This is a genomic window from Xanthomonas theicola, assembly GCF_014236795.1.
Taxonomy (GTDB): Bacteria; Pseudomonadota; Gammaproteobacteria; order Xanthomonadales; family Xanthomonadaceae; genus Xanthomonas_A; species Xanthomonas_A theicola.
On record NZ_CP049017.1, the window covers coordinates 2676206 to 2694460 of the forward strand.

The 18255-nt window shown below is 68.1% G+C and carries 15 protein-coding genes and 1 pseudogene; 7 read left to right on the forward strand and 9 right to left on the reverse strand.

Going from position 1 to position 18255, the window contains the following annotated elements:
* Positions 1–107: 107 nt before the first annotated feature.
* Entirely contained in the window at positions 108–542 is a 435-nt protein-coding gene (locus tag G4Q83_RS12560) for a hypothetical protein (RefSeq protein WP_170069181.1), read from the forward strand.
* Between the two features lie 204 nt (positions 543–746).
* On the opposite strand, the pseudogene G4Q83_RS23365 reads toward G4Q83_RS12560, so the two are convergent.
* The 5 genes and pseudogenes from G4Q83_RS23365 to G4Q83_RS12580 form a co-directional block, all read right to left on the reverse strand.
* Positions 747–1349: pseudogene (locus G4Q83_RS23365) on the reverse strand (glycoside hydrolase family 9 protein); the annotation flags it as partial.
* A gap of 202 nt (positions 1350–1551) precedes the next feature.
* A complete protein-coding gene (locus tag G4Q83_RS23370) occupies positions 1552–1902 on the reverse strand; it encodes a glycoside hydrolase family 9 protein (protein WP_246432086.1) in 351 nt (116 codons plus the stop codon).
* Positions 1903–2420: 518 nt separating this feature from the next.
* A complete protein-coding gene (locus G4Q83_RS12570; RefSeq protein ID WP_128420876.1) occupies positions 2421–3311 on the reverse strand; it encodes an MBL fold metallo-hydrolase in 891 nt (296 codons plus the stop codon).
* 31 nt (positions 3312–3342) lie between these two features.
* Positions 3343–5085, reverse strand: coding sequence for a gamma-glutamyltransferase (gene ggt / locus G4Q83_RS12575; RefSeq protein ID WP_128420877.1), 1743 nt, complete (start codon positions 5083–5085; stop codon positions 3343–3345).
* Entirely contained in the window at positions 5082–5366 is a 285-nt protein-coding gene (locus G4Q83_RS12580) for a YfhL family 4Fe-4S dicluster ferredoxin (RefSeq protein ID WP_128420878.1), read from the reverse strand. Before G4Q83_RS12580 ends, ggt begins: the two co-directional genes overlap by 4 nt.
* Positions 5367–5741: 375 nt before the next feature.
* Between G4Q83_RS12580 and G4Q83_RS12585 the strand changes: the two genes are divergently transcribed.
* Complete coding sequence (locus G4Q83_RS12585) at positions 5742–6656, forward strand: SDR family oxidoreductase (RefSeq protein ID WP_128420879.1); 915 nt, start codon at positions 5742–5744, stop codon at positions 6654–6656.
* A 119-nt stretch (positions 6657–6775) separates the two neighbouring features.
* Here G4Q83_RS12585 and G4Q83_RS12590 read toward each other — a convergent pair whose 3' ends face one another.
* From G4Q83_RS12590 to rsmD, 3 genes are read right to left on the reverse strand one after another with little or no spacing between them, the layout of a single operon-like run.
* Positions 6776–7270 carry a hypothetical protein gene (locus G4Q83_RS12590; protein WP_128420880.1) on the reverse strand — a complete coding sequence of 165 codons (495 nt, stop codon included), beginning with the start codon at positions 7268–7270 and terminating at the stop codon, positions 6776–6778.
* 36 nt (positions 7271–7306) lie between these two features.
* Positions 7307–7813 (reverse strand): pantetheine-phosphate adenylyltransferase, encoded by a 507-nt coding sequence (gene coaD, locus G4Q83_RS12595; RefSeq protein WP_128420881.1) that lies wholly within the window; start codon positions 7811–7813, stop codon positions 7307–7309.
* A complete protein-coding gene (gene rsmD, locus G4Q83_RS12600) occupies positions 7810–8418 on the reverse strand; it encodes a 16S rRNA (guanine(966)-N(2))-methyltransferase RsmD (RefSeq protein WP_185817208.1) in 609 nt (202 codons plus the stop codon). Before rsmD ends, coaD begins: the two co-directional genes overlap by 4 nt.
* A gap of 208 nt (positions 8419–8626) precedes the next feature.
* Here rsmD and htpG point away from each other — a divergent pair, with 208 nt between their 5' ends.
* Positions 8627–10531, forward strand: coding sequence for a molecular chaperone HtpG (gene htpG / locus G4Q83_RS12605; RefSeq protein WP_128420882.1), 1905 nt, complete (start codon positions 8627–8629; stop codon positions 10529–10531).
* A 161-nt stretch (positions 10532–10692) separates the two neighbouring features.
* On the opposite strand, the gene G4Q83_RS12610 is transcribed toward htpG, so the two are convergent.
* A protein-coding gene (locus tag G4Q83_RS12610) for an IS5 family transposase (protein WP_246432087.1) occupies positions 10693–11456 on the reverse strand; the annotation gives its coding sequence in 2 pieces (ribosomal slippage) (positions 10693–11141 and positions 11141–11456; 765 coding nt in all).
* 399 nt (positions 11457–11855) lie between these two features.
* Between G4Q83_RS12610 and G4Q83_RS12615 the strand changes: the two genes are divergently transcribed.
* From G4Q83_RS12615 to G4Q83_RS12630, 4 genes are read left to right on the forward strand one after another with little or no spacing between them, the layout of a single operon-like run.
* Entirely contained in the window at positions 11856–12074 is a 219-nt protein-coding gene (locus tag G4Q83_RS12615; RefSeq protein ID WP_128420122.1) for an MbtH family protein, read from the forward strand.
* A 4-nt stretch (positions 12075–12078) separates the two neighbouring features.
* Complete coding sequence (locus G4Q83_RS12620; RefSeq protein ID WP_128420121.1) at positions 12079–16338, forward strand: non-ribosomal peptide synthetase; 4260 nt, start codon at positions 12079–12081, stop codon at positions 16336–16338.
* A complete protein-coding gene (locus G4Q83_RS12625) occupies positions 16335–17096 on the forward strand; it encodes an ABC transporter permease (RefSeq protein WP_128420120.1) in 762 nt (253 codons plus the stop codon). The genes G4Q83_RS12620 and G4Q83_RS12625 overlap by 4 nt, the downstream gene beginning before the upstream one ends.
* Positions 17097–17127: 31 nt before the next feature.
* Positions 17128–18171, forward strand: a complete 1044-nt coding sequence (locus tag G4Q83_RS12630; RefSeq protein WP_128420119.1) for an aromatic ring-hydroxylating oxygenase subunit alpha — start codon at positions 17128–17130, stop codon at positions 18169–18171.
* Positions 18172–18255 lie beyond the last annotated feature (84 nt).

The following is an 18255-nucleotide window of genomic DNA, read 5'->3' on the forward strand; positions in this document are numbered from 1 at the left end:
GGCGGCCCGGCGCACGCCGCGCTGCGAACCGGCCCCGCGCATCCGCATCGGCGGATCGGCGCCGGGCACGCCGCGCCGGCCGCATTCCCTTCTTCCAGGACACGCACATGAGCTACTACATCAACGAGACCACGGACCCGCTGTCGATCGGTGCACAGCAATGGGCGCAGGTTGCACTCGAAGGCGGCAACAACCAGGGCACCCTGCTGCAGTTCGACCCGCTGTTTTCCAGCATCGGCATCGCGGTGGTCAACAATGGCACCCTGGTCGGGCTGAATCTTCCGCTGCACGACAGCCAGGGCGACGCCTTCGGCGCCGCCGACGTGCCGACGGTGCTGGCGATCGCGCATGCGGGCACGGCGCCGGGCAGTACCCCACCGTGCATCGTGTTCGGGCAACTCGCCTACTGGGAGCACTCGGCAAGCCAGGCCTACCAGGCGCTGCTGCAGGCGCTGCAGCCCAGCGGCGACTTCGTGCTGGGCAACAGCGCGCCCTGCATCGGCGTGGACAATGGCGGCGCACCGTACCTGATCCAGGACTAGCACGCTTTCGCCGGGCGTTCTGCCAGCGCGGAGGCGTCGTGCGCCACCTCGGGCGGAGCCGCTCCTGCAAGCGCCATCCAGCAAAGTGAAGACGCTGCCGGCCGCGAGCGCGAGCTCATGCTGCAGGTTCTGCCGCGCTGCGCTCACGTACACCAGCGGCGCGTTCCAGTTGATCGCCACTTCGTTGCTGGCGTAGCTGCACTCCTGGTCCAGATAGGACAGCGCCGGCAGCGACGAGGCATAGGCGTGCTTGCCCTCCCTGACGTCCTGCTGGCCCGGCTGCGGACCACCGAGCAGCAGGCCCGGGACCGGCATGGCGACGCCGTCGGCGATGGAGATGCGATGGTGGAGGTGCATCGGCGCGCGCGCCGATGCCGGTCACGAACGACATGCGCAGCGGATTGCGCCCGAGCACGAGTCCAGTTGCGACTGTGCGGCCTGCAGGTACTCGGGCCTGCGCTCCAGCCGATAGGCCTGCACGAGCAGCATTGCCTGGTTCAAGGCGGCGCTGTTGCTGCCCCAGTGGAAGTCGGCCGGCGCCATCGGCACTTTCCATGCCGACCCCTGCCAGGCGTGCAGTAGGTGCATGGCCACGCCGTCGATCGCGCGCGCGATGCGCGCCTGGTCCGCGTGCGCGGTCAGCCGCGCGCGGTGTTGCGCCAGCGACATCCACGCCAACCCGCCCACCGCTCCCCAGTTCGGGACGCTTGCCGGCACGTTGCGCGCCATCGCCGCGTCGTAGAACGCGTCGTCGGCGGCGCCCCGGTACAGTTCGGTCGCGGCCCAGGCGAACTCGTCGTCGAGCATGGCATCGTCATAGCCGCCGGTATGCACGTCCACCGGCTGCCAGTAGACCGCGTCCGGATGCGCCTGCGCCAGGCCCAGGCGCGCCGCGCGGCGTCCAGCATGCGCGGGGACACGCCGCCGAAGCGGTCGTCGAACGGCGCGTAGATGCGGCTGGCCTGGACCATCGCCGCGGCGAAGTCGAGCGTCGCGGTGCTCTTCCGCATCACATAGCGCGGCGCGCGCGCCTGGTCGGCATCTGCGTGCCGCCGAAGTCGAGGTTGGCCAGCTTGTGGTCGACGCCGCCGCGGGCCGTATGCCGCATCGCCCGCATCCCTTGCAGGTTCCAGTCGACCTCGCGCAGGATGTCCGGCACGCCGCCGCTGTCCGGGATGCCTTCCTTCTGTGCGGCGAAATAGGCCGGCAACCGCTCGTAGGCGGCCAGCAGCGTATACACGGCGATGCCGGAATTGACCACGTACTCGTTGTAGTCGCCGGCGTCGTACCAGCCTTTGGGCGCGGAGATCGAACTGCCGGCCGGGCGCCCGGGCGAGGCCGCCGAGGCATGGATCGGCACCTCGGTCTCCGGATGCCCTTGCGCGCGCGGCGGCCGGCGTGCTGGCCAGGCAGCGCGGGGCCGGCACGGTTGCCTTCAGCGCCGCGCGCGACAGCGCCTGGTCGGCATCGGCGGCGATGGCGAAGCTGTCCGACGGCGGCGGCCCGTCCACGCGCAGGCGATAGCGGCGCGGCGTGTGCAGCGCGGAGAAGTCGGCGATGCGCACCGTCTGCGCGCCGGCGCCCATGCCGCCGCGGCGCCGAGCGTGCCGCGCAGCGCCTCCTCGCCGGAGTCGGCACGCTCGATCGCGAACGCCGCGCCGTGGCCGTCGGGCACCACCGCGGACTCGCTGGCGCCGGCGGGTCGTCGATCTGGTCGAGCCGGATCCCGGACACCGCGGCGTCCCCGCTGCGCGAGGCACAGCCACCGGCGAGCAGGCAGGCGAGCAGCAGGCAACGCAGGGCGGCGGGCAGGTTGGACCGATGCTCGCCGGCCGCGATGACGGCTGCAAGCGCCGTCCGTCGCCGATGCCGTGGCGCTCATCCGGGCAGCGGCCGTGCCTGCAGCGCGGCCTGCGCGTGGGTGGTGACGAAACGGCCCTTGCCATCGCGCGCCAACTGCGCCAGCGCGCAGTCCGGATCGTGGGTGAAGAACAGATGCACGTTGCGCGCCAGCGCGTCCTCCAGGAACGCGCGCTTCTCGTCGATCAGCAGCTCGGCGTTGCGGTCGTAGCCCATGGTGATCGGCACGTGCACCCAGGAGCGCCCGGGAATCAGGTCGGCGCAGAAGGCGACGCCGCCGTGCGCCTGGCCATCGGCCTGCCGCGCGCCGACGATCTCGGCCAGCATCAGCCCCGGCGTATGTCCGTCGCTGAAACGGAAACGCACCGCCTCGCCCAGCGTGCGCGAGTATTCGCCGTCGACCAGCTCCAGGCGGCCGCTGGCCTCGAGCAGGCCGGGCAACTCGGGGATGAAGCTGGCGCGGTCGCGCGGATGCGGCTGCAGCGCGCGCTGCCAGTGCGCCGCACCGACCAGGAAGCGCGCGTTCGGGAACAGCAGCTCCGGCGCGGCGCCCTCGCGCCACGGCGCCAGCAGCCCGCCGGCGTGGTCGAAGTGCAGATGGCTCAGCACCACCACGTCGATGCCGGTATGCGCGAGGCCGACCGCGCGCAGCGAATCCAGCAGCACGTGGCGCTGTTCCTGCACCCCGTAGCGCTCGCGCAGCGCCGGCGCGAAGAACGCGCCGATGCCGGTCTCGAACAGCACCGTCTTGCCGGCCAGCGGGCGCGCCAGCAGCGCGCGGCAGGCCAGCGCGATGCGGTTGCCGTCGTCCGGCGCGGCCCACTGCTGCCACATCGCCTTGGGCGCGTTGCCGAACATCGCGCCGCCGTCGAGCTTCTGCGAATTGCCTTGGATGGACCAGAGTTTCATTTTTTCGGGACTCGGGACTCGGGACCGCGGCTTACGGCGCCGGTGTCGCCAGTTGCACCTCGACGCTGCCGACCTCGTTGCGCGGATCGCTGCCGCCGCTGAGCACATTGTTGCGCTTGTTCCACTCCACGGTCTGCAGATTGCCCCACACGTGGCTGGAACCGCGCCCGCCCTCGGCGGCATCGCCGGGCAGTTTGAGCGCATGGCCCATCGCCTGCAGGCCCTGCACGGTGGCCGCATCGAAGGCGCCGCTCTCGGCCTCGATCACGTCCGGCAGCCACTGGTGGTGGTAGCGCGGCAGCGCGGCGACCTGCTGCGCGCTCAGGCCGTCGTCGTAGCCGAGGATGCCGAGCAGCACCATGGTGATGATGCGGCTGCCGCCCGGGGTGCCGAGCACGATCGCCTTGTCGGCGTTCTCCATGAAGGTCGGCGACATCGAGCTGAGCGGGCGCTTGCCCGGCTTGGGCGCGTTGGCTTCGTAACCCATCACCCCGAACGCGTTGGGCGTGCCCGGCTTGAGCGCGAAGTCGTCCATCTCGTCGTTGAGCAGCACGCCGGTGCCCTTGGGGATCAGCCCCGAGCCGAACAGCAGGTTCACGGTCTGGGTCGCGCCGACCCGGTTGCCCGCGCCGTCGATGATCGAGAAGTGGGTGGTCTCGTCGTCCTCCAGCGGAGTCGGCTTGCCCGACAGCAGGTCGCTGGGGGTGGCCTTCTCCGGGTTGATGGTCGAGCGCAGGCCCAGCGCGTAGTCCTTGCTCAGCAGCACCCGCTGCGGCACCGCGGTGAAGTCCGGATCGCCCAGGAAGAAGGTGCGGTCGCGGTAGGCGCGGCGCATCGCCTCCACCACCAGATGGGTGCGATGCACCGGGTCCATCGCCTTCAGGTCGTAGCCTTCCAGGATCTGCAGCATGCTGGCCAGGGCGATGCCGCCGGAGGACGGCGGCGGCGCGGTGGTGACGGTCCAGCCCTTGTACTCGAACCGGATCGGCGTTCGCTGCTTGACCGTGTAGCCGGCCAGTTCCTCGGCGGTCCAATGGCCGCCGGCCTGCTTGACCCCGGCCAGCAGCTTCCTGGCGGTGGCGCCGCGGTAGAAGCCGTCGAAGCCCTTGGCGGCCAGCAACTGCAAGGTATTGGCCAGTTCCGGCTGCCTGAACAGGTCGCCTTCGGCGATCGGCTTGCCGTTGCGCAGATACACCTGACGGGTGCCGGGATAGCGCTCCATCACCTTGCGCCGCGACTGGTAGCCCTCGGCCATGCGCCGGTACACCGGGAAGCCGTCGCGGGCGATGCGGATCGCCGGCGCCAGCGACTGCCGCAGCGGCAGCCGGCCGTGCTTGGTCGCCAGTTCCACCAGCGCCGCCGGCAGGCCGGGAATGCCGGCCGACCACGGGCCGTTGACCGAGCGGTCGCGGTCCAGCGCGCCCTTGGCGTCCAGGAACGCGTCGGCGCTGGCCGCTTCCGGCGCGTATTCGCGCGCGTCCAGCATCACGTCCTTGCCGGTCCTGGCGTCGTGCAGCAGGAAGAACCCGCCGCCGCCCAGGCCGGAGCTGATCGGCTCGACCACCGACAGCGTCGAGGACACCGCCACCGCGGCGTCGAACGCATTGCCGCCCTCGCGCAGGAGCTGCAGGCCGGCCTCGGTGGCCAGGCGATGGCCGCTGGCGACGGCGGCGCCGGGCGGATGCGCGGCAGCGGTCGCGGTCGGCGCCTCGGCCCACGCCGGCGGCGTCAGGACCAGGGCGAGCAGCAGGATGCGGCGGACGAGGCGTCTCATACGGCGGCGGGCTCCTGTGGGTACGACTGGGGATGATCGCGCTGCAGTCGCAACAGCTTGGCCAGCAACTGGTCGTGGCTTTCCGGGATCGCCGGATCCGGGTCGATGCACTCGACCGGGCACACCACCACGCATTGCGGCTCGTCGAAATGGCCGACGCATTCGGTGCAGCGGGCCGGATCGATCACGTAGATCGTCTCGCCCATCGCGATGGCCTGGTTCGGGCAGGCCGGCTCGCAGACGTCGCAGTTGACGCAGAGCTCGTTGATCTTGAGGGACATTCCGCTGGATTCGGCCCTAACCCGCGCATCTTACCGGATCGGGCAGCGCGCGCCCCGCGAAGGGCGCGGCAAGCGCGCGGAACACAGCGTCGCCTTGGCGCGCGGCGGCGGTCAGCGGTGGCCACGCGACGCATGCCTGCGGCGTTGACACCTGCGCCTCGCGGCGCCTACAGTCGCGCCGTCGAAAATGGCTGGCTTGGTCTCGGTAGGCCCAAGCCCTTCCCTGTCTGTCCCGGGAAGCTCTGGTCCGCGCGCCGCGCGCGATCCCCCGACAGTCCCCGCGTTTCGTCCATGCCCGGGGTCTGTCCGTGAGCATGCCGACCCTGCAGCTCCGGCGGATCCGCCATCCCAGGAGCCGTTCCATGTCATCCATGCATGCATCCCTCCCGCTCGCTGCTCGTCTATCTCGGCAACGGCGTGCAAGGCGCTGCCGTCGTCCATGCCGCGCTGCGCCGCGGCTTCCAGGTCAGGGCGCTGGTCCGCGACCGCCGCCGCGCGCAGGCGCTGGCCGCCCTCGGCGTCGAGCTTGCCGAGGGCGACCTGCGCGATCCGGCGTCGCTGCGGGCCGCCAGCGCGGGCGTCGCCCATGCCGTGCTGCAGATTCCCACCGGACCGGAACAGGCGATGCTGGCCCAGGCCGGACATGCGCTGGCGGCGATCACCGCGTGCCGGCTGCGCTCGTTCGTCCTGAAACTGGCGAGCGCGCGCCTGCCCGCCCCCTGCAGCGAACCGAGCTTCGTCGCCAACGCGCAGCTCGAGGACCTGGCCCAGCGCACAGGGCTGCCGTTCGCCAGCGTCTGGCCGACGCTGTACCTGGACAACCTGCTGAAGCCGTCGGCGCGCGCGGACATCGTCGACCACGGCGTGTTCGCCCCGCCGATCGCCGCCACACAGGCGATCGCCTGGACCTCGGCCGAGGATTGCGCCGAGGCGGCGCTGACCCTGATCGAGCGCGGCGTCGATGGCGGCAGGCACCGCATCGCCGGGCCGGAGAGCGTCACCGGGGAACAGCTCGCCGCGCGGCTGTCGGCCGCACTCGGACGGCGCATCGCGTACCGCGCGCAGCCGCTGAATGCGTTCGAGCGCGAGGTCGATGCGGCGCTGGGCGCAGGAAGCGGCCGGCAGGTGGCGTCCAAGTTCCGCTTCTTCGCCACGCATCCCAGCCAGGCCGATGCGATCCTGGCCGCGCCATTCCAGGCACAGCCGGCACTGCAAGGATTTCGTCCTGCGACGATCGGAGAGTGGGTCGGCAGGCATCGCCAGGCGTTCGGCGCTACCGCAGGCGACTGAGCTTGCCTCAGCCGCAGCGGGTGGCGGCCGCAGATGGCGGCCGCCCTATGCGGCCGGCCGCGCCGAACGCCTGGCGGGCCGCGTGGCCGGCGTACCCGGGCGGGGACGCCGGCGCTGCATCACTTCGCTTCGACGAAGATGTATTCGGCGCCGGTCGGCTGCACCACGGTCTGCACGCGGGCATTGTCGGCGGCGGCGCCGATGTAGACCACGCGCACGCCCTTCATGGTGTTCGGCTCGACCTTGGCGAAGGCGGCAGCGATCAGGTCGGCCATCTTGGCCGAGGCCGAGGAGCCGAACGCCAGCATGTTGCCCGACTGGATACCGCGGCCGATGGCGGTGGTGGCGCTCTCGACCTGGCGATCGTACTTGGCCTGGAACTCCGGGTCCGACTCCGGCGGCAGGTAGTACAGGAACGGGCTGTTGGTGATGTTGCCCATGTTCTGGATCGCCACTTCCTGCAGGTACTTCTTCCAGCCGGCGTCGTCGTCCTTGGACGGCGCGGTCAGCGCCGGCTGCGCGTCGGCGGCGGGCGCGGCGGCCTCTTGCTTCTTGCAGGCGGTGAAGCCCAGTGCCAGCGAGGCGATCAGCAGCGCGCGTACGGTGTTCTTCATGGATGACTCCCTTATTGTCTGTGAATGGCGGACGGCTCAGCGCTGCGCCGCGGCCTGGCGGGCCTGGACCAGCGCCTGCACCACCGACGGCGGCACGAAGCCGGAGACGTCCCCGCCCAGCCGCGCGATCTCGCGCACCAGCGAGGACGAAATGAAACTGTGTTGCTCGGCCGGGGTGAGGAACAGCGTCTCCACCTCCGGGATCAGATGCCGGTTCATGCTCGCCATCTGGAACTCGTATTCGAAGTCCGATACCGCGCGCAGGCCGCGCAGCAGCACCCCGCCGCCGACCGAGCGCACGAAATGCGCCAGCAGCGTGTCGAAACCGATCACGTCCACGTTGCGGTGCCCGGCCAGCGCCTCGCGGGCCAGGTTCACGCGCAGCTCCAGCGGCAGCGTCGGGCCCTTGGACGGACTCTGCGCCACGCCCACCACCACCTGCTCGAACAACGGCGCGGCCCGGTTGATCAGGTCGATGTGGCCGTTGGTGATCGGATCGAACGTGCCGGGGTAGACGGCGATGCGGCTGTGGGCCACGGTCATGCGTTGGATACCGCGTGAAGGTCGCCGGGAAGTGTAGCAGCGGCGCGCCGGTACAGGGCAGCGCGGACCTCCCGGCTGCCGCCCTCGCGGTACAGGACCCACTGCGCCGGCACCGCGGGCGCCTGCCCGGCCGGCGACTCCAGGTACAGCCAGGCGCCGGCGGCCAGCCGCGCCGGCAGCCGCTGCAGCACCGCGTCCCACAGCCCGGCGGCGAACGGCGGATCGACGAAGGCGATGTCGGCCGGGGCGTCGTCGGCGCCCGGCGCCGCCAGCCAGCGTAAGGCGTCGTCCTGCACCACCTGCACCTGCGTCTGCGCCTGCAGCCTGCCGACGCTGTCGCGCAGGCCGGCAGCCAGTGCCGGGTCGCGTTCGACCAGGCAGGCCGACGCCGCGCCGCGCGACACCGCCTCCAGGCCGAGCGCGCCGCTGCCGGCGAACAGGTCCAGCACGCGTGCGCCGGGCAGCGCCGGCAGCAGCCAGTTGAACAGGGTCTCGCGGACCCGGTCGGGGGTCGGGCGCAGGCCCGGCAGGTCCGGCACCGGCAGCCGCGTGTTGCGCCAGCGCCCGCCGATGATGCGCACCTGGCCGTCGCCGGGGCGGTTCATTGGCGGCCTCGCGGCAGCCGGGAATCGGGATGGGACGGGCGCGGAGTCGGCATCGACGGTGGTGGGCGCGGAACGGGGCCCGGATGATAGACCAGCGCCGCGGCCGCGGCTTGCTGCGGTGCGCTTGAAGCCCGGCCTCGCCGCCACCATGTCCGCTGCCAGAGCCGCGCCCTCCTCCGCGCGGGCCATCACGATGGAGCAAGCACCGATGAGCGTGGAAACCCAAAAAGAGACCCTGGGCTTTCAGACCGAGGTCAAGCAGCTGCTGCAGCTGATGATCCATTCCCTGTATTCCAACAAGGAGATCTTCCTGCGCGAACTGGTCTCCAATGCCTCCGACGCGGCCGACAAGCTGCGCTTCGAGGCGCTGGTCAAGCCCGACCTGCTGGACGGCGATGCGCAGCTGCGCATCCGCATCGGCTTCGACAAGGACGCCGGCACCGTCACCATCGACGACAACGGCATCGGCATGAGCCGCGAGGAGATCGTCTCGCACCTGGGCACCATCGCCAAGTCCGGCACCTCCGATTTCCTCAAGCACCTGTCCGGCGACCAGAAGCAGGATTCGCACCTGATCGGCCAGTTCGGCGTGGGCTTCTACAGCGCCTTCATCGTCGCCGACCAGGTGGACGTGTACAGCCGCCGCGCCGGGTTGCCGGCCAGCGAGGGCGTGCACTGGTCCTCGCGCGGCGAAGGCGAGTTCGAGGTCGCCACCATCGACAAGCCCGAGCGCGGCACCCGCATCGTGCTGCAGCTGAAGGACGGCGAGGACGGCTTCGCCGACGGCTGGAAACTGCGCGGCATCGTGCGCAAGTATTCCGACCACATCGCCCTGCCGATCGAACTGCCCAAGGAACACCACGGCGAGGACAAGGACAAGCCGGACACCCCCGAGTGGGAGACCGTCAACCGCGCCAGCGCGCTGTGGACGCGGCCGCGCAACGAGATCAAGGACGCCGAATACCAGGAGCTGTACAAGCACATCGCGCACGACCACGAGAACCCGGTGGCGTGGAGCCACAACAAGGTCGAGGGCAAGCTGGAATACACCTCGCTGCTGTACGTGCCCGGCCGCGCGCCGTTCGACCTGTACCAGCGCGACGCCTCGCGCGGGCTCAAGCTGTACGTGCAGCGCGTCTTCATCATGGACCAGGCCGAGCAGTTCCTGCCGCTGTACCTGCGCTTGGTCAAGGGCATCGTCGATTCCAGCGACCTGCCGCTGAACGTGTCGCGCGAGATCCTGCAGTCCGGCCCGGTGATCGACTCGATGAAGTCGGCGCTGACCAAGCGTGCGCTGGACATGCTGGAGAAGCTGGCCAAGGACGAACCCGAGCGCTACAAGGACGTGTGGAAGCACTTCGGCCAGGTATTGAAGGAAGGCCCGGCCGAGGATTTCGGCAACCGCGAGAAGATCGCCGGCCTGCTGCGCTTCGCCTCCACCCGGAGCGGCGACGCCGAGCAGAGCGTGGCGCTGGCCGACTACGTGGCGCGGCTGCCCGAAGGCCAGGACAAGCTGTACTACCTGACCGGCGAGAGCTACGCGCAGATCAAGGACAGCCCGCACCTGGAAGTGTTCCGCAAGAAGGGCATCGAGGTGCTGCTGCTTACCGACCGCATCGACGAGTGGCTGATGAGCTATCTCACCGAGTTCGGCGGCAAGTCCTTCGTCGACGTGGCGCGCGGCGACCTGGACCTGGGCAAGCTCGACAGCGAGGAAGAAAAGCAGGCCATGGAAGCAGCGGCCAAGGCCAAGCAGGGCCTGGTCGAGCGCATCCAGCAGGCGCTGGGCGAGGACGTGTCCGAAGTGCGCGTGTCGCACCGCCTGACCGACTCGCCGGCGATCCTGGCCATCGGCCAGGGCGACCTGGGCCTGCAGATGCGGCAGATCCTGGAAGCCAGCGGGCAGACGCTGCCGGAGAGCAAGCCGGTGTTCGAGTTCAATCCGGCGCATCCGCTGATCGAGAAGCTGGACGCGGAAGCCGACGGCGAACGCTTCGGCGACCTGGCGCGGGTGCTGTTCGACCAGGCCGCGCTGGCCGCCGGCGACAGCCTGAAGGATCCGGCCGCCTACGTGCGCCGGCTCAACAAGCTGCTGCTGGAATTGTCGGCGTAAGCCTGCGCGGGCCAAGCGTGTGGAAGAACGAAGCCGGCGTCCTGCCGGCTTTGGGCTCGGTCCATAGGGCGGTCTCGAGAATGAAGTGCGCCCCGCGATTCGACAGCGGGAATGCCCTTCTCCATGGCCGCCGCCGGCGTGGCCCAGTTCACTAGGGCCTGTTAACACATCCGAAGCCCATCAACGACCAGGACGAAGCTGAGGAATCCAAGGAACATGGCATCCAGCTTCTCGAAGCGCGAGAAAATCCGGCGGTAGCCTTTCAGGCGACGGAACAGTCTCTCCACCTCGTTGCGCCGCTTGTACATCTCCCGGTTGTATTCCCAAGGCTCGACCCGATTGGATTTCGGCGGGACCACCGGCACGAAGCCAAGATCGAGCGCCAACTGGCGGGTTTGGTTGCCTTCGTAGGCACGGTCCATCAACAAATGAATCGGCCGCTCCACTGGCCCCAGGTGTTCAAGCAACGTGCGGCCTGCAGGTGCGTCATGCACGTTACCAGGCGTCAATCCAAAGGTGATGGATGTTCGAGCATCTGCGGCAACCATATGAATCTTGGTGTTCCATCCACCGCGGGACTTGCCGACGGCCTGCGGACCGTTTTTTTTAATGCGCCCGTGCCATCGGGATGCACCTTGATGCTGGTGGAGTCCAGCGAGATTGCTTCGATTTTGATGCGCACGATCTGGGACTTCTGCAATTGGGCCAACATCCGGTCCAGCACACCCGCCTTGGCCCAGCGGTTCATGCGTGTGTACACCGTGTGCCAGTTGCCAAAGCGCTTGGGCAGGCCGCGCCATTTGCAGCCATGCTCGGCAACGTAAAGAATGGCGTTGACCACTTGCAGGTTGGTCATGCTGACATTGCCGCGCTGTGCCGGCAGGCAGTGTTCGATTAGGGAAAATTGTGCTGGCGTGATTTCCATGCCCGATAGTTTAAACGCTCGGGCCATTAGTGTTAACAGGCCCTAGTCTGGCGAGGACGCCCATCCATCAGCCTGGCGAGGCGATGGAGGGACTCCTGGCTCGCTTGCGACAGGTCCACTGCCTTGGGAATGACGCACTGGGCTAGTCGTCACCGAGTGGGATCCCCTGTCCGGGCGTTCGAGGGCGACTCCTCCGGTCACGCGCCGGAGCTTGTGCAATATGGAATTGGACTCCAAACCGCTGCGCCGCTCAAACCGGGAGGACGTCGAATTCTGGAATCTTGCTACACGTGAATTTTGGCCAGTGTGATGTAATTCACGCGTCATCATTGGTCACTAGGTTACGCGGCCTGAGGACATGGACTGTGCCGTCCTCGCGAGCATGAACGAGGAATGCGCATGGCGATCACCCCGGACGATACGACTCCCTATAAGGCCGTAGTCAATCACGAAGAACAGTATTCCGTCTGGCCCCTGGACCGGAACAACGCGCCAGGTTGGCGTGATACCGGGGTGTCGGGCACCAAGGCCGAGTGCCTGGCCTACATCGAGCGAGTGTGGATCGACATGCGGCCGTCGAGCCTACGTCAGCACATGCAAGACCAAGGTCTCGGTTGACTCCGTGACCTCGCACGCCGATCGGGGATCGCTGGCGGAGAAAAAAGCGGCGCTCTTGCAGAAGCTGCTGAAAACGCCGCTGCGGTCGACACCAGCCATTCAACCGAGGCCGCGCGTATTCAACGCTGGCCCGTGGCGAGCGCCCGCCTCGCGCGCGCAGCAGCGGTTGTGGTTCATCGACCGCATGGGCGATGCCATCCGGGCGTACTACATGTCCGTGTCGTTGCGATTCAAGGGCGCGTTGGATATTGAGACACTGCAGCACGCGCTTGACGCGCTAGTGGCGCGACACGAGTCGCTGCGCACGACCTTCGTGAACGTCGACGGCGAGTTGTTCCAGGAAATTGCGCCGCAGGGGCGCTTCTACATAGGACCAAGCGAGTCTTGTTTCGACCTCGAGACCGGGCCTCTGATACGGGGTCGGCTAACGCAGGTCTGCGTCGACGAGCACGTGCTCGACATCACCGTCCATCACATCGTCTCCGACGCGTGGTCCATCGGCGTGCTGACGCGCGAGCTCATCGAGCTGTATGGCGCCCTCGACACACAACGCGAGCACCGGTTGCCGCCGGTGGCGGTGCAATACGCGGACTACGCGCACTGGGTCCGCCAACAGGACGCGATCGGCCCGCAGCTGGATTATTGGCGCGAGCGCCTGCGCGGGCTGCCGCCCGACATCGACCTGCCCACGGATCGGCCCTCTCCGGTCGCGCCGACGCATCGTGGCGAGTCGGTCGAACTGGCGCTCGACGAAGCGCTCACCGCACGCGTGAAACATCTCGCGCAACGCCACGAGTTGACGCTGTACATGGTGCTGTGCACGGCATGGGCCGTGTTGCTGTCGCGCATCTCGGGACACGCCGACATCGCTGTTGGCACGCAAGTCGCTGGCCGCGCGCGGCCCGAGATGGAAGGCACGATCGGCGTGTTCGTGAACTCGCTCGTGCTTCGCGTCGGCGTGGACGCCAACGCGCGCGTCGACGAGCTGCTCCAGCACGTCAAGGCGGTGACGCTGGGCGCCTACGATCATCAGGACGTGCCGTTCGACCGGGTCGTCGAAGCGCTGCAACCACCGCGTAGCGTGACGCGCAATCCGCTGTACCAAGTCATGTTCGTCATGACGAGCACGCCGCGGGGGGCGTTGCGTCTACCCCAGGCGACCGTCAGCGTGGAGTTCGGCAGCACGGGCTATGCCACCGTCGATCTGCTGCTGCTGCTCGAGGATTGCGGCTCCCGGGTTCAGGGCACCCTGGACTACGCCGTCGACTTGTTCAATCGCGACACCACCGAGCGCTGGCGCGATTGCTTCCTCGAAGTGCTACGCGCCATGGTGCGGGACCCCGACGTGCGCGTTGGCGACCTTGGCGCGCTGCCCCCGGTGCAGCGTAGGCAGGTCCTCGAGCAGTTCAACGCCACCTGCGCCTCGTATCCACGCACGCAGTTGCTCCACGAATTGTTCGAAGAACAGGTGGCGCGCACGCCCCAGGCCACGGCGCTGATTCACCAGGGTCGCGTGCTGACCTACGCGCAGCTGGACGCCAGGGCCGATCGACTCGCCGCGCGACTGCACGCGCAGGGGGTAGGTCCCGATCGATTGGTGGCCGTGCAGCTGGAGCGCGGCGCCGACATGGTGATCGCGTTGCTCGGCGTCTTGAAGGCGGGCGGCGCGTATCTACCGATCGACCCCGCGCTGCCTCACGACCGGCAGGCCTATATGCGCGAAGACGCGGCGCCCGCCGTGGTGCTGACCGACATAGAGACGGGCGAGCCGGCCCCGGTCGTCGCGCTCCGGAGAGCGACGCCGCTGAATCTGGCCTATGTGATCTACACGTCGGGCTCCACGGGCAAGCCCAAGGGCGTGATGATCCAGCACGAGAGCGTGGTCAACTTTCTAAGCTCGATGCGCGAACGGCCGGGCATCGAATCGTCCGACGTACTGCTCGCCGCGACGACGCTGTCGTTCGACATCGCGGGACTGGAGTTGCTGCTGCCGCTGCTGCATGGCGCCACGGTTGTGCTGGCGAACCAGGATGCGCGACAGCTGCTGCGCCTGATGGATGAGCACGCCATCACGATGATGCAGGCCACGCCCGTCACCTGGCGAATGCTGATCGACGCGGGCTGGCAGGGCCGGGCCAACCTCAAGGCGCTGTGCGGTGGCGAAGCCCTCACCGTGGACCTCGCACGACAGCTGATCGGCCGGGTCGGTTCCTTGTGGAATCTGTACGGACCGACGGAAACGACCATCTGGTCCTGTGTCCATCAGGTCGCCGCGCCGACGCCCGATGACGGCCCGGTGGAGCCGATCGGCCGGCCCATCGCCAATACGCGCGTCTACGTGCTGGACAGCGCGTTGCAGCCGGTGCCCATCGGTGTCACCGGCGAGATATTCATCGCGGGAGACGGACTGGCGCGAGGCTATCTCAACCGGCCCGCGTTGACCGCGGAGCGGTTTCTCGCCGATCCCTTCGCGTCGGGGCGCATGTATCGCACTGGCGACCTCGGCCGCTGGCGCGCGGATGGCGCGTTGCGCTATCTCGGCCGCAACGACCGCCAGGTCAAGATTCGCGGCTTCCGCATCGAGATCGAGGAGATCGAGGCATGCCTGCGGCGGGACCCCCGCGTGAAGGAGGCGGTGGTGCTGCCCGCCGGCGACAGCCTCGTTGCATACCTGATCGGCCACGATGCCGACGTCGCTTCGCTCCGCGAGGGCCTGCGCGCGTGGCTGCCGGACTACATGATTCCGAACGCGTGGCGGTTCATGGAGCGTTTCCCGCTCACGCCCAGTGGCAAGGTCGATCGGAGCGCCTTACCGGCCCTGGACGGTCCGATCGCCGGCCGCGCTTCCTATGTCGAGCCTCGAACAGAGGCCGAACGCACCATCACCGACCTCTGGGCGCAAGTGCTCAAGATCGACGCGGTCGGCGTGCACGACAACTTCTTCGAGCTCGGGGGCCATTCGATGCTGGCGCTGCGAGCGTTGTACCGGATCAACGAGGCGCTCAGGAGCCAGTTGACCGCCGCCGACCTCTATCGCAGTCCGACGGCCGAAGCGCTTGCGCGCCGGCTCGATGACGGCGAGGTGGACGATCCGCGCATCGACCTGCAGCGCGAGGCCCGGCTGGATGCGGCGATCGTGCCTCATCCCGGGCACCGCCCGCTCGAGCCGCGATCGATCCTGCTGACGGGCGCCACCGGGTTCGTGGGTCGATTCCTGCTGGCGCAACTCCTCCATGACACGAGCGCCACCGTCCACTGCCTGGTGCGTGCGCGCTCGAACCAGGAGGCGTCGACGCGCCTGCGGGACGTGTTGACCACCTCGGGGCTTTGGCAGGACGACTGGGCCGACCGGGTCGTGGCCGTGCCCGGCGATCTGCGTGCGCCGCGCTTCGATGTCGAGGGCGTGGACACGGTCTATCACTGCGCCACAAGGATGAACCATTTGGAGGCGTACGCGTCCGCCAAGCTGGAGAACGTCGCGGCCAGCGAGGCGCTCCTCCGCTATGCCACCGAGCGGTCGCCGAAAATCATTCATTTCATTTCCACCCTGGATGTGTTCAGCGCCGATACGCCCGGTGGCGCGGAGCGACGCGTCGCCGAGCACACGCCGATCGACCACGAGGTCCATCGCGAAAGCCAGGGCTACACTGCCAGCAAGTGGGTCAGCGAGAAGCTGTTCCTGCTGGCCCAGGAACGCGGCATCCCCTGCAATATCTTCAGGTTGGGACTGGTGTGGGCGGACGCCCAGCAGGGTCGCTACGATCCCCTGCAGCGCGAAGACCGCATCCTGCGCTCCTGCCTGGAATCGGGCTACGGCATCCAGGACTACCACTACGACCGACCGCCGATTCCGGTCGACTACCTGGCTAGCGCGGTCGTGCGCCTCGCGAACAAACAGGCGGAAGGGGGCGGCGTCTTTCACGTCGCCGCTCGGGAACAAATGCGGGAAGGGGTCTTCGAGCGGTGCAACGCCATCGCCGACACGAATCTGGAACTGCTCCCGCTGTATGAGTGGACCCGTGCGATCCAGCGTCTCCACCTGCAGGGCCGCGACCTGCCCATCGTACCGCTGATCGAACCCTCGTTCGCACTGGACGAAGACGCTTTCTACGCAATGGAGCGAGCGCAGACGCGCAAGCCGCGCTTTGACTGCGCGCGCACCCACGACCTGCTCGAGCGCGAGGAACTGCCCATACCGGCATTGAACGACGACCTGCTACGGACCTGCGTCAGACACCTTTTGTCTCTGGAGAATCGACGATGAGCGCACTCAGCGCGGTGTTTTACCGCAACTATCTGTTGCGCCGGAAGAATCCTTTTCTGATGTTCTGGGATGTCGTGGCGCCCATCGCCTACCTGTTGCTGTTCGGCATCGGCTACGAACAGCTGCTGGGCGGGGGGCTTGAGATCGACGGCGAGCACGTTCGCTACACGACGTTCCTGGTTTCGGGCGTGCTCGGACTGGTGACCTTCGGCATCGCGGTCAACACGTCCTGGAGCTTTTTCATGGACCGGGATTCGGGCATGGCCGAGGAGATGCTCACCTATCCGCTCACCCGGCCCCAGATCCTGCTCGGCAAGCTCGCGTTCAACATCGCGCTCGCCCTGGCGAGCTCCACGCTGGTTCTCCTGGTCGGGGGATTGGTGACGGACATTCCCGTGCGGCCGGAGATGCTGCCGCTGATCCTCGCCGTGACGATCCTGTCGCAGACCACCCAGTTCTTCGTCTTCGACATGGTGGCCATCAAGATCAACCAGATGGACGCCTACAACGCCGTCGTCGGCGTGCTGTACGTGCTGCTGATGTTCCTGAGCCCGATGTTCTATCCGCTGACCGACATGCCGCTCTGGTTCAAGGTCGTTTCCTACCTCAACCCCATGACGTGGCAGATCGACCTGCTGCGCTTCGCCCTGCTCGGCGTAGGCGACCCGCAGCAGCTTCTCATCGAGGGCGCTGCGCTGGTGGCGGTCACCGTCGCGGGCGTGGCGATCGGTCTGCGTTCGCTGCATCACCAACCCTGATCACGCATTCGAGGATCCACTCGTGCACGCCATGGACTCATACACCCGCACCGGCCGCTGGAATCCCGACGATCTCGACTACCGTGCACTGGTGAACGAATGGCACGTCGTGGCGAAGACCACGGAAGTGACGGCGGACCAGGCCTTCCCCTGCACGCTGCTGGGTGAGAAACTGGTGCTGTGGCGCTCGGCCGGTACGCTGCTGGCCTGGGCCGATCACTGCCCCCACCGGGGCGCGCCGCTGTCGTTGGGCCGCATCAACAACTGTCGGATCGCCTGCCCCTATCACGGCTGGGAGTTCGATGCCGACGCCCGTCGGGTGCACGTGCCTGCGCACCCCGAGCTGACGAAGGCCGTCGACACGCCGATCCGCCGGTTCGCGGTGGCCGAGCGCTGCGGCTTCGTGTGGGTGTGCATCGGCGAGCCGCGCGGCGACATCCCGCGCATTCCCAAGTTCGACGACCCGAGCTTCCGCAAGAGCTATACCGGGCCGTACCTGTTCCGGGCGAACGCGCTTCGCTGCATCGACAATTTCATCGATGCCACGCACTTCCCTTTCGTGCATTCCGGCATCAACGGTCGCCCCGAAGCGCCGGACACGACGATCGACTACCAGGTGACCGAGCACGACGGCGAGCTGCAGACCTCCGAGTTCTCGGTGGTCCAGCCGGATGCCGACGCGCGCGGCATCCAGCTCCAGGTGCGCTATCGCTACTACTGCCTGGCGCCGACGGTGGCCTATTCCGACAAGGATACCGGCTCCGGCGAACACTGGTTCACGTGGGCCGCCGTCACACCCGTGGACCGCGACGCGTCCAAGTTCTGGCTGCTCATGTGCTTCAATCACGCGGCGGAGATTCCGCAGCAGGACATCGAACGCCGCCAGTCGCGGATCTTCGACGACGGCGATCGCTGGATCGTCGAGTCGCAGCGGCCCGTGCAGATGCCGCTGGGCATCTCGCCCGAGATGCACGTAAAGAGCGACCGTCTCGGTGTCGCCTACCGCAAGTGGGTCTACCGGCTGGCCATGGCGAACGCGGCGCCGGTCGCCGCCACGGAAACCGAACCGGCGTGAACCGGCGCAGTGCGTCCCACGATAGCCGCCAGTCCGGCGATCGTGGTCGTGCCGGATAGGTGGCGTAGCGCACGGTGACCGGAC